This window comes from Scytonema hankhaensis NUACC26 (genome assembly GCF_045865695.1).
Classification (GTDB): Bacteria; Cyanobacteriota; Cyanobacteriia; order Cyanobacteriales; family Nostocaceae; genus Scytonema.
Genome location: NZ_BAACAP010000073.1, coordinates 1 through 11622, shown reverse-complemented (window position 1 = coordinate 11622; position 11622 = coordinate 1). Strand labels below are relative to the sequence as shown.

12 protein-coding genes are annotated in these 11622 nt (G+C 39.6%); all 12 read left to right on the top strand.

Annotated elements, in window-relative coordinates:
- Nucleotides 1-1498: hybrid sensor histidine kinase/response regulator (locus ACKTT2_RS02205; protein WP_407883520.1), on the top strand; the 1498-nt coding region annotated here is incomplete at its 5' end.
- A gap of 10 nt (nt 1499-1508) precedes the next feature.
- Nucleotides 1509-1907: a response regulator gene (locus ACKTT2_RS02200; protein WP_407883518.1), complete on the top strand. Its 399-nt coding sequence runs from the start codon at nt 1509-1511 to the stop codon at nt 1905-1907.
- A gap of 9 nt (nt 1908-1916) precedes the next feature.
- Nucleotides 1917-3818, top strand: coding sequence for a PAS domain S-box protein (locus tag ACKTT2_RS02195; RefSeq protein ID WP_407883516.1), 1902 nt, complete (start codon nt 1917-1919; stop codon nt 3816-3818).
- Between the two features lie 301 nt (nt 3819-4119).
- The gene (locus ACKTT2_RS02190) at nt 4120-4335 is read left to right on the top strand and encodes a ferritin-like domain-containing protein (protein WP_407883514.1); all 216 of its coding nucleotides are present in this window, start codon (nt 4120-4122) and stop codon (nt 4333-4335) included.
- 27 nt (nt 4336-4362) lie between these two features.
- Nucleotides 4363-4551 carry a hypothetical protein gene (locus tag ACKTT2_RS02185; RefSeq protein WP_407883512.1) on the top strand — a complete coding sequence of 63 codons (189 nt, stop codon included), beginning with the start codon at nt 4363-4365 and terminating at the stop codon, nt 4549-4551.
- Between the two features lie 114 nt (nt 4552-4665).
- On the top strand, nt 4666-5811 hold the full coding sequence (locus tag ACKTT2_RS02180; protein ID WP_407883510.1) for a sensor histidine kinase: 1146 nt from the start codon (nt 4666-4668) through the stop codon (nt 5809-5811).
- A 12-nt stretch (nt 5812-5823) separates the two neighbouring features.
- Nucleotides 5824-6501, top strand: coding sequence for a response regulator (locus ACKTT2_RS02175; RefSeq protein WP_407883508.1), 678 nt, complete (start codon nt 5824-5826; stop codon nt 6499-6501).
- A gap of 103 nt (nt 6502-6604) precedes the next feature.
- A complete protein-coding gene (locus tag ACKTT2_RS02170; RefSeq protein WP_407883506.1) occupies nt 6605-8734 on the top strand; it encodes a substrate-binding domain-containing protein in 2130 nt (709 codons plus the stop codon).
- On the top strand, nt 8721-9503 hold the full coding sequence (locus tag ACKTT2_RS02165; protein ID WP_407883504.1) for an FHA domain-containing protein: 783 nt from the start codon (nt 8721-8723) through the stop codon (nt 9501-9503). Before ACKTT2_RS02170 ends, ACKTT2_RS02165 begins: the two co-directional genes overlap by 14 nt.
- 67 nt (nt 9504-9570) lie before the next feature.
- Nucleotides 9571-9768, top strand: coding sequence for a hypothetical protein (locus ACKTT2_RS02160; protein WP_407883502.1), 198 nt, complete (start codon nt 9571-9573; stop codon nt 9766-9768).
- Nucleotides 9768-10295 carry a phage tail protein gene (locus ACKTT2_RS02155; RefSeq protein WP_407883500.1) on the top strand — a complete coding sequence of 176 codons (528 nt, stop codon included), beginning with the start codon at nt 9768-9770 and terminating at the stop codon, nt 10293-10295. The genes ACKTT2_RS02160 and ACKTT2_RS02155 overlap by 1 nt, the downstream gene beginning before the upstream one ends.
- A gap of 32 nt (nt 10296-10327) precedes the next feature.
- Nucleotides 10328-11622 (top strand): hypothetical protein (locus ACKTT2_RS02150; protein ID WP_407883498.1); only part of this gene is annotated, 1295 nt, incomplete at its 3' end.

Below are 11622 nucleotides of genomic sequence, written 5' to 3'. Positions count from 1 at the left end.
TGCTCTTCCCGATCTCATTCTCTTAGACGTACTTATGCCTGGAATAGATGGGTTTGAAACTTGTCGCCGCTTGAGATCGTCGCCACTAACTCAAGACATCCCTGTGATTTTTATGAGCGCGCTTTCTGAATCGGTGGATAAGGTTAGAGGTTTAAGTTTTGGGGCGGTGGATTACATCACTAAGCCGGTAGATGCTGAAGAGGTTTTAGCCCGTGTCACAGTTCACTTAAGCTTACGACACATGACCAAGAGACTAAAAGAGCAGAATGAGCGTCTAGAACAGGAGATTAAAGAACGCGATCGCGCGGAGTCAGCCCTCAGACAACTGACATTGGAGTTAGAAAGACGGGTGGAGGAAAGAACTGCTGAAATTTCCCATTCTAATCAACTGCTCGCCCAATCAAATCAAATGCTACAACAGGAGATTGCAGAACGCCTGCAAGCAGAAGCCGAATTGGAGCGATCGCGTTCTTCACTGCAAACCAAAGCCCAATTGCTAGAACAAGCTTTGAGCGAACTCCAACGCACTCAGGCTCAAATAATTCAATCCGAAAAAATGACTGCCCTAGGACAACTGATTGCTGGGGTGGCTCATGAAGTGAATAACCCAGTGGGCGCAATTCGCTCATCTGTGGTGAATATTTCCGAATTCTTGAGCGAAAACCTAAAACAATTACCCGAATTTTTCCAGGGACTCCCAAGAGAACGTCAGGAGGATTTTTTTGCTCTTCTGCAAAAGTCAACCCAACAAACCCCTTCCTTATCTAGCAAAGAAAAACGTCAATTTAAACGAGAGTTGCAGCATCAACTAGAGTTGCAGTCGATTGAAAATGCCGCTAGCCTTGCCAGTACCCTGGTAAATATCGGCGTGTATGACGATATTCAACCCTTTTTGCCATTGTTAAAAGACCCAGACAGCGAAAATATCTTAAAAACCGCCTATGAATTTGCCACAGTACAGAGAAGCACAACAACCATCGCCGCTGCCACAGAAAAAGCGACAAAAATCGTATCTGCCCTAAAAACATATGGTCGCTATGACCATTCTGGGTCAAAAGTACAGGCAAATATCATTGAGGGAATTGAGACAGCATTAATACTTTATCATAACCAAATAAAATATGGGGTGGAAGTCATTAGAAACTATGGTGAATCGCCCTCGATCTGGTGCTATCCTGATGAACTCAACCAAGTTTGGACAAATCTCATCCACAATGCCCTGCAAGCGATGAACAACAAGGGAACCTTAACGATTGATCTGGCACGGCAAGCTGAGAATTTGCTGGTTAGCATCACCGACAACGGCAAAGGTATTCCTCCTGAGATTATACCGAGAATCTTTGAGCCATTCTTTACTACAAAACCTCCTGGGGAAGGTAGTGGTTTGGGATTGGATATCGTCAAGAATATTGTTGCAAAACATCAAGGAAAAATTGAAGTATCCTCGAAGCCTGGTAAAACTGTATTTAACGTATCATTGCCCATCAATTTAAACTAGGAAACTAGGAATGTCTAAGTCAGTGATTTTATGTGTTGATGATGAGACAGTGGTATTAGAGAGTCTTGAGCTAGAACTCCGAAGAGCCTTTGATGATGTTTACTTATATGAATTTGCTGAAAGTGCTGAAGAAGCCCTAGAACTCCTTGCGGAACTAATGGAGGATGGGATAGAAATCATAGTAATTGTCTCTGATTGGTTAATGCCCGGTATGAATGGAGATGAATTTCTCATCATTATTCATAGAGAATGTCCAAACATTATTACAATAATGCTAACAGGACAAGCTAATAAAGAAGCAATTGAACGGGCTATAACTCAAGCTAACTTGTATGCTTATTTACCAAAACCTTGGAATAGTAAGAAACTCATTGAAACCATTAAGTCTGGCATAGCACAATATGAGTGACTAAATCTTATGAACAAACTTACCATTATATGTGTTGATGACGAACAAACAATCCTTGATAGTCTGGAAGTAGAGCTGCAAAAAGCCCTAGGAGATGAATATCTCATTGAAACGGCTCAATCCAGTGAAGAAGCACTACAGTTAATATCACAATTGCTAGAAGAACAGTGTGAAGTTCCTCTGGTCATTGCCGATTACCTCATACCCAATATTAAAGGCGATGAATTATTAAAGCGTATTCATGCCATCTCGCCCAAAACCCTGAAAATTATGCTGACAGGGCAAGCCAGTCTAGAAGCGGTGGGTAATGCAATCAAGTATGCCAAATTATATCGTTATATTGCCAAACCTTGGGAAACTCAAGACCTAAGATTAACAGTAAAAGAAGCAGTTAACAGCTATCTTCAGGAGAAAAAGTTAGCTCAACAAAATGCCCAACTACAGCAAATGAATGAGGAGCTAGCGAAATTAAATTGCGAGCAAGCTGCACTGATTGCAAAACTTCAAGAGAACGAGAGCCGCTTGATACAGTTTTTGGAAGCGATGCCAGTGGGTGTGGGAGTGTTGGATGCAGAAGGCAAACCTTACTACATCAATCAGAAGGCAAAAAAGATATTTGGCAAAGAAGTCATTTGGGATGCCACTACCGAGCAATTATCTGAAATTTATCAAGTCTATAAAGCAGGTACTCATCAGGAGTATCCTCTAGAGAACTTGCCTCTCGTGCAGGCGTTAAAGGGCAAGAGTGCAACAGCTAATGACATAGAAGTTCATCAAGGCGGCAAGATTCTCGCTTTAGAGACTCGGGCAACGCCTATCTATGATGCTAAAGGTAAAATCGCCTATGCTATCGACGCCCTTGAGGACATCACAGAACGCAAACAGGCTGAAAAACTCATGGCAGATTATAATCGGACTTTAGAAAAGCAAGTCGCTGAGCGGACTTTGGAACTACGCCAGCAGAAAGAACTTCTGCAAACGATCTTTGACCACATCCCCGTTATGGTGGCTCTTTATGATGCAAAAGGTCACATTCAATTAGTCAACCGGGAATTAGAACGCATCCTGGGTTGGTCTGATTCCAAATTAGAAAACCTTGACCAATTAGCAGAATCTTATTTTGACCTGGAGTATCGCCAGCAGATTGCAGAACACGCGATCGCAGCTACTGGGAAATGGCAGGACTTCAAAATTAGGACTCAAGACGGTAGCTATGTAGAGACTTCCTGGGCAGGTATTCACCTAAGTCACGGTATGAGTATTGGTATTGGGCAGGACATTACTGACCGCAAACACGCAGAAGCAGCGTCTGTTCTGGAAGAACGCAACCGCATCGCACGGGAAATTCACGACATTCTAGCGCAAACTTTTACTGGTATCATACTACATATCCAAGTAGCGACACAAGTGCTAACAGATGATTTAGAAGCGACACAAGCACATCTAGAAATGATTGATGAATTGGCACGAACCGGACTTGCTGAAGCTCGTCGATCCGTTGCTACACTCCGTCCGCAGCTATTGGAAGAGGGCAATTTACAGAGTGCCCTTTATTGCCTAGTGACTCAAATGAGAGCCGCTACCGATACAGCACTTTGTTACGAGATTAAGGGTACAGCCTATCTCTTACCCGTGGAAGTTGAGAGTAACTTACTACGGATGGGACAGGAAGCTTTGACTAATGCCATTAAACACGCTAATGCTAGTGAAATTCGCGTTGAATTGTTGTATGAAAAGGCACAATGTATCTTACGTGTTAAGGACAACGGGCAAGGCTTTGAAGTTGGTAACCTCCCTAACGGCAGATTTGGATTGTTAGGAATGAGCGAACGGGCAGAGCGCATTGGAGCACAATTGACGATCGAGAGCCAACCTGAACACGGAACAGAAATTGTTGTCATTGTAAATTGAGAGTGAAAATCATGATGAGCCAAGCCGTGATTGTTGCTGTGAAACGCGGGATTGTGAGTTTTTAGGCAATACTTCAGTTGGAATTTGGATTACAACTTTAGTTTGAGCCAACCTTCGATTTTGAGATGGATTGATTCATCAATCACTTGATTGAACAAAAGTTTCAACTCAAAGTGGACGACTTCTTAGAGGCAATTGCATATATTGAATTTATGCAAACGAAGACAGGCAATTAAATTGCAAAATTAAAGTTTGCTTTATATAAATCACAGAAAGAGGGTCTTATGGCGATTGCTTGCAATTGGCAGACACCATCATTCTCTATCACCTTTATAAGAAACATCACTGGATGATGCGCGACCACACGTTTTATCAATTACATTTGTTGCTTGACAAACATGCTAGCGAACAGCTTGAATCGATCGCTCTCATGGGAGAACGAGTGCAAACACTGGGATGTGTGGCGATCGCTGACCCACGCCATGTAGCAGAAAAGGTTGATGATTTATTAGGGTAACAATACTCAAAACTCCAAGAAGAAACTATGAAAACACTAACGCGATTTGCTTTACTGCTTGGTTTGATGACTAGTGTTTCAGCCAATCTCGTCTTAAGTGCCTCGGCTGACTCTACTGCTGACTTAATACTCAGCTTGAAGTGCCAAGGTGGATACAATATTAATATTTGGAGAAGGTACAATTCGGGTGAGCTTCTTTACCGTGCCTGGATATAACCGACAATTACATATAAACTAAATATATTGACAGCAATATAAATAAGTTTACAGAAGTTAAGCAAAGATTGCTTAAAATAAAACAGTTTATGCATTTTTTTGGTTAGCGTCATTATGCAAGTTACAACAGAAGCTTTAACTCAATGTCTAAGTCCTTCTCTTTCAAGCTCCAAGACTGATTTCCAATCTTCACAATTTTCTAGTCTACAAAGTTTTTGTCAACTTCAAATAGAATTCTTGTTATCAAAATCTTCTATTGAGTGGGCTAGAATTGTTTATTACGATCCATTTTTATTAACCCATCAAACCATTACTCAGTCTTCTCAAGAACAATGGTTTACACGAAATTTTCTATCTTATATTAATTCAGAGGAATGGTTAGTAGACTTTTATCATAGTTTTACTCTAAATGAGATAAATTTCTCTCATTACACATCATCAAAGTGTTACATCTGTCCCCTAGGATATAGAAACCAAAAACCTGAATACATTCTGATATTTACTCGCGAACCTCTTTCTTTAAGTTTGCAACAAGATATTAAGCAAACTGCCATGATACTTAGCAAGCATTTAGATATTTGTTCTGAGTGCTATCAACAAAAAACTGAAATCCAACTTCTGGAACAAATACTTCAGCGTGCTGGTCATCAATTACGCCATCCTTTAGCGATGATTGGTCTTTATGCAGAAAATCTTTACTTAAAATTGCCTAAAGGTTCTACTCAAGAACAAGCAGCAATTATTCGGGAGAGCATAAAGGATTTAGATGCAAATTTAACAGAACTGATTTATTGCGGTCAAAAGGAAAAAATAAAAGTAACTCTTCAGGATTTAAAAAGTTTGATATCTGAGAGTATTCAAGGTTTAAAACCTTTAATCGAACAGAAAAACTTAAAAGTCTGTCATTCTGAAACGTCTGCTATTCTGGCAATCGATCGCTTGCAAATGAAGCAGGTATTTGATAATCTGCTAAGCAATGCCGTATACTTTAGTCCTATGTCTGGAGTCATTAATTGTCATTGGCAAATTTTTCAAAATGAAGTATTGATTTGGATTTCCGACCAAGGAAAGGGTTTATCTCCAGAAGATATCAAAAAAATATTTACTCCTTTTTATTCTCGTCGTCCAGGAGGTACTGGGCTTGGTTTAACTATTGCTAAAAAAATCGTTCTTGACCATTATGGAAGTCTTTGGGCGCAAAATTCATCTGAAGGTGGCGCACAGTTTTTTATAAGCTTACCTCGATCTACTTCTTTTTAGGAGGGTTTTAATATGCTTCGCGATCGCAAACTTTCAGTTCTTCTTGTAGATGACGATCTCCGGTTTCGTCAAGGTTTGCATACTTTCCTTGATTTTCATAGCAATAGCGGACAATTACCAATAGAAGTCGTGGCTGAAGCTGAATCTACAGAGCAAGCTATAAGCCTTGCTGTTCAAAAACAACCAGATCTTATCCTTCTAGATTTAGAATTAGCTACAGGTGATGGAATTACAACTCTTATTCGCTTACGAGAAAAATCTTTTGTTGGGAAAGTTTTAGTTCTATCAGCTCATCAAGAAGATGATTTTATCTTTCGTGCTATGCAAGCAGGTTCTGTAGGCTATGTCTTTAAAAACCACGTTACAACTCAATTATATGAAGCAATAACAACTGTACTTAATTCTGAAATTTACTTACCAGCAGAAGTTGCTAGTGGTTTTTTCCGTCGATTCCACACTTATTCAGAAGCTTTTTTGATAACTTGTCAAAAGCTGAATTTATCAGAACGAGAGCAAGAAGTTTTACAATTTTTAGTAAAAGGATATTCTAATGAAGAAATGGCTAAACGTTTATACGTGACGGTAGCTACCATAAAAGCTCATTTGACAAATATTTTTGAAAAAATGCAAGTTACTAGTCGTACTCAGGCAGTTCTTGCTGCTTTAAAATTAGGTGTAATTCCAACTTGATGTTAAGGGTATAGGGAGGGAGGTAATAGATATTATATTTTTAACAGAAAAATGATTTTAAACAATTACTGTCCTAAGTTCTCATGAAAATCCAAAATCTACAATGGTATCAATCAAACCTGATTATAAAGAATATTTTTGTTCGCGCAATGCACCCTTAAATTGCGATCGCCTTCAAATGACAATACAAGAATTCCCACAGGCTAAGTTTTGTTTAGAATGTGGTTTTCCTGCCTTGTTACCAGAAAAAACTGAAATTAAAGGGAGTCGAGGTATTTATCAAGTTACTCGTTTCTTAGGTTCTCGGGGTATGGGGCGCTTGTATTTAGGAAAACAGATAACTGACAGTCAACCTATTGTGCTCAAAGAATATTTATTACCCTCTCGTTCTTTTAATGCAGATGAAGCTCGTCAACGTCAAGATACATTTTTACGTGTAGCGGGGGTAAGTCCAGCAGATGGCAGAAATCAAGATTTCCGTTCCATTAGTCTTTGGGAAGCCATTGTCGATCCCCAACAAAAACGCTGTTACACAATCAGTCAGGGGAACATAGAAACTTCACCAACTTTAAGCCAATATCTGATAGAAAAAGGTGCAATGAGTGCTTCTCAAGTGCGTGAAGTACTCATTCAAGCTTTACAAACTCTGCAATTCTTACATACGCAAAAACTTCGCTTTCCTTCAGGTCAGGTACAGCAAGGTATTGTTCATGGTAATATTAATTTAAATAGTCTGTTAATCGTACAAGATAATCTGCAATATTTTGTTATATATTTTTGTGACTTAGCTATTTGGGAACGTTTATTTGAACCACCAAATTTCTCTAAACCTTCAACTCCTGACTATCAGCAAGATTTAGAAGAATTGGGAAGAGTTGCTTTTTATTTATTAGCAGGAAAGTCAGTAGATCCTACCTCTAATCAACCTCTCGATCCTAGAGACGAGTGGCTGTGGCTCAAATCTAGTTTCAATTTAAAGCAGTTTACCTATCGCTTAATGGGTATAGAAACCCCATTTGAGAGTGCTGAAGCTGCTCGTCTCGCTTTACTCCAATTTCCTTTAGAAAATCAAATCACCAGTTTCACTCAAGTCATACCTGAAGAAGAGAAGGAAAAACCTTCTCGGATACCACTCATCCTACTTATCTTGCTAGGTATCATCACTTTATTATCATTTGTCGGGAGCATTTGGTATTTCTTAGGACGTGGAGGAGTTAAAGAAGATGATTTTGCAAACTTTAATCAACTTGTACCGACTTTTACTGATGTCAATGGAGTGCCTTCAGGAGTGTTTACTTACACCGGAGAAACAGAAGGGACATGGAGTACAGTCTTAAAAGTACGTCCAACTAGCGAAGTAACTTTCGCACAACTCTTAAATACACCCAAACCAGATGCAAACGCACAGTTTAACTATCAACCCGTATCTTCTGCTGATATACAAACTAGTAGCACACCGGTAGAAGAAGTAAAAAAGGGTCAAGTACAGTTTGCAATTACCAGTTTAATTAATAATTTATCAAATGATTTAGCTGACAAACAAATTGCATATGATGGATTACTTGTATTTGTTGCTTTTAGTAAGAAAGATGCAAATCTTCCTAGAGTTCTTAACGGACAAATTCCTCTCGATCGCTTGCGTCAAATTTATACAGGTCAGATTACCAATTGGCAACAACTTGGTGGACCAAACCTTCCTATAAAACCATATGCTCCAACCGAGCCTGAAGCAGTGCGAGAATTTGAAAGAATTGTGCTGCAAGACGACCCACAAAAGATTGCTCAATACAGAGCAATCGTTACAACACAACCAACCGAACTGACACAGCAACAAATTATCACTGCCTTCGATACAGGGAAAGCAGGCATTATTAGTTATGGCATTCTGAGTAAAACTTGGAATCAATGTGCGGGTTATCCTTTAGCTTTAGTTGATGGTGACAAGCCTCCCAGTCAAGCCCTTTTCCGACTTAATGACCAGCCAATTACTCCATCAGATAATCTATGTGATAAAGATAATCGCCTAGACGTTAAAACTTTTACGAGTGGTAGTTATCCATTAAGCTATCCCCTTGCGATTGTATATCCCCATAACAACAGCCTTCCACCTGCAGGAGAAAAATTTGCTGAGATGTTAACGACTCGTCAGGGTCAATGTCTCATCACCAAAGTAGGACTTGTTCCTTTACAACCCATACCCGATAAATATCTAAACTCATATGACTGCAAATAGATGTCCAAACCCCAGTTGCGAATTGTTTAACCGTGTCTTGCCGAATAATGCAAAAATCTGCCCCATGTGTGGCACACCTTTGGGCAATGTAGTGACTCCTTCTGACGACCGGGTTCTTGCATCAGAGAAGCAATTAGCTAAGGCAACTCCTGATGCAAAATCTTCTGCTGTTTCACTAGTTGAGCGAGTACCAGCGCCACCACCACAGCCTGCCGTCAGTTTACCAGTCGAGCGAGCACCAGTACCATCACCACAGCCTGCCATCAGTTTACCAGCCGAGCGAGCACCAGCGCCACCACCACAGCCTGTTGTCAGTTTACCAGCCGAGCGAGCACCAGCGCCACCACCACAGCCTGTCATTGGCAAACTCACCGAGCGAGTACCAGCAGAATCCTCACATATTCATACTCCATCCCCGCATCCAAATGCTCAACCCACCCTAAAGCTAATTCATACCTCTGGAAAAGAATTTCGCCTGCACGGAGAAGAGGGTTACATTGGTCGGCAAAGCCCAGTCAATCCAGTTTTACCAGAAATAGACTTATCTGGCATTTCTAATGAAGGTATAGTTTCTCGTTCTCATGCACGAGTGTACTGGGATAAATCTCAAAATGTATATATGTTAGTTGACAACAATAGTCGAAATGGAACTTATTTAAATGAAAAATTTCTTTCTCCCGGTATTCACTATCTCCTGAAAGACAAAGATTCGTTACAACTTGGTCAAGAAAAACTAGTTTGTTTCACAGTTTCATTAACTAATAATTAATAATTTGTCATTTGTTATTGGTTATTTGTCATTTGTCAATAATTACTGTTTCAAGGATTTAAAATAAATGCAGACTTCTTTAATACAAACAAGTAAGTTGGCTAACGAAGCAGAATACATTGCAATGCTTGCACTAGCAAAAAAGTGTCTTGACAATCCGTTGCTCTTAAATCAGATGGGCGATCGCGTGTATGCAATTTTTCTGGAAGATATGCGCTGTCAGCGAGATCGAATGAGAAACTATGGTAAAGAAAGGTGGTTGTAATGGTTGCTAACTCTTCCAATGATGTCAACGGCAATATTAAATACGAACTCAATTATGTTACAACTCATCGTTTCTATGTAGAAATAGGAGGTTCCATAGCAGCATCATTTACAGAATGTTCTGGGTTAAGCGTTCAAATTGAGAAAGAAGTTTATTTTGAGGGAGGAGTGAACGAACAACAAAGAGTTTTTTTAGGTCACTCAACATTTTCAGATATAACTCTCAAACGAGGGACTACAAACGATCTAAATTTTTGGGAATGGCTGTATGAATTATTTGGGAATAAACCAGTTAGTCGGCGTAATGCTAACATTATTACGTTCAATCAAGCGGGTGATATCATGAAAAGCTGGACGCTGATTGGTGCTATTCCCATAGCTTGGAAGTCATCAGATTTGCAAGCCGATGGAAGTGGTGTTGTTATTGAGGAATTAACTCTAGCATTTGAGGGCTTGAAAGTTAGTAAACAAGGAGGAGGAGGCAATAAAACACAACGTATGGCAACAGGTTATTTTTCTAGTTCATGACGTATTTAGTACTGTTATCCTCAAACGCCGCTATGAGAATTATTCAACCTTCACTTGGAATGACAAATCCTTTTCTTACAATAGGAGAATCTTTATCTCCGCCCAAATTTTTATTGCAGAGAAAGTTTAATTTCCCACCTTTAATATCTAGGACATTACAACCACCGTCTTTTATTCAAGGAGTCAGTTTATCTGATTCTGAGCCATTGAATATGTCTTGGGAAGATTTTCCTAAGTTGAGTGTAAATAATTTAATGATGGAAGAGGCTATTGAGATTCCATCTAATAAATCTGAAACAAATGGGGTAGTACATGAAATAAAAAATAAGACGGACGTTCGACAAGCTGATTTTACAGATCGAATCGATACACAAACAGTTAGTCAATCTGTCAAGAAATTACCCCAAAAAACAACAAAACTATCTCAAACTAATCAAAAAAAAGTCAAGTCTAAAACTAGTAAAAAACAATCTAAATCTAAAAAGTCTGTACAAGATACCACTGTTACACAAAAAGTTGATAGAACTTCTGATACTCCAATTGTGCAAGCAGCACTAACACAATCAACGACACCAAATCCAAAGGATAAAACTGCCGATACTCCAATTGTACAAACAGCACTAACACAAGCAACGACATCAAATCCAATTTCCACACGTAATACAGCAGTTGAGAACGAACAAGAATTGCTTGTGGCAACAACGTCTGTTCGGCAACCCACTCTCGATTCCCCTCAAACTTCATTTCCACAAGATATTAATTTCAATAAACAGGACATTCAACCTTCTCAAAGTACTCCTACTGAGTCAGTCAATCCCACAGTTGAAGTAGATAGAACCGATAGAACTGCCGATACTCCAATTGTACAAACAGCGATCGCACAACCAACGACACCAAATCCAATTTCCACATCTAACACAGTCGTTGAGAACCAACAAGCATCATCGCCTGTGGCAACATCTGTTCGGCAACCAACTCTCAATTCCCCTCAAACTTCATTCCCACAAGATATTAATTTCAATAAACAAGACATTCAATCTTCTCAAAGTAGTCCTACCAAGTCAGTCAATCCCACAGTTGACGTGGATAGAACCGATAGAACTGTCGATACTCCAATTGTACAAACAGCCAATCCCACAGTTGAAGTAGATAGAACCGATAGAACTGCCGATACTCCAGTTTTACAAACAGCCAATCCTACAGTTGACGTGGATAGAACCGATAGAACTGCCAATACTCCCGTTTTACAGACAGCACTAACACAACCAACGACACCAAATCCAATTTCCACATCTAATACAGTCGTTGAGAACAAACAAGCATCGCC

Coding starts and splice junctions, on each gene's coding strand:
- ACKTT2_RS02200 (WP_407883518.1), top strand. CDS start 1,509: ATGTCTAAGTCAGTGATTTTATGTGTTGATGATGAGACAGTGGTATTA.
- ACKTT2_RS02195 (WP_407883516.1), top strand. CDS start 1,917: ATGAACAAACTTACCATTATATGTGTTGATGACGAACAAACAATCCTT.
- ACKTT2_RS02185 (WP_407883512.1), top strand. CDS start 4,363: ATGAAAACACTAACGCGATTTGCTTTACTGCTTGGTTTGATGACTAGT.
- ACKTT2_RS02180 (WP_407883510.1), top strand. CDS start 4,666: ATGCAAGTTACAACAGAAGCTTTAACTCAATGTCTAAGTCCTTCTCTT.
- ACKTT2_RS02175 (WP_407883508.1), top strand. CDS start 5,824: ATGCTTCGCGATCGCAAACTTTCAGTTCTTCTTGTAGATGACGATCTC.
- ACKTT2_RS02170 (WP_407883506.1), top strand. CDS start 6,605: ATGGTATCAATCAAACCTGATTATAAAGAATATTTTTGTTCGCGCAAT.
- ACKTT2_RS02165 (WP_407883504.1), top strand. CDS start 8,721: ATGACTGCAAATAGATGTCCAAACCCCAGTTGCGAATTGTTTAACCGT.
- ACKTT2_RS02160 (WP_407883502.1), top strand. CDS start 9,571: ATGCAGACTTCTTTAATACAAACAAGTAAGTTGGCTAACGAAGCAGAA.
- ACKTT2_RS02155 (WP_407883500.1), top strand. CDS start 9,768: ATGGTTGCTAACTCTTCCAATGATGTCAACGGCAATATTAAATACGAA.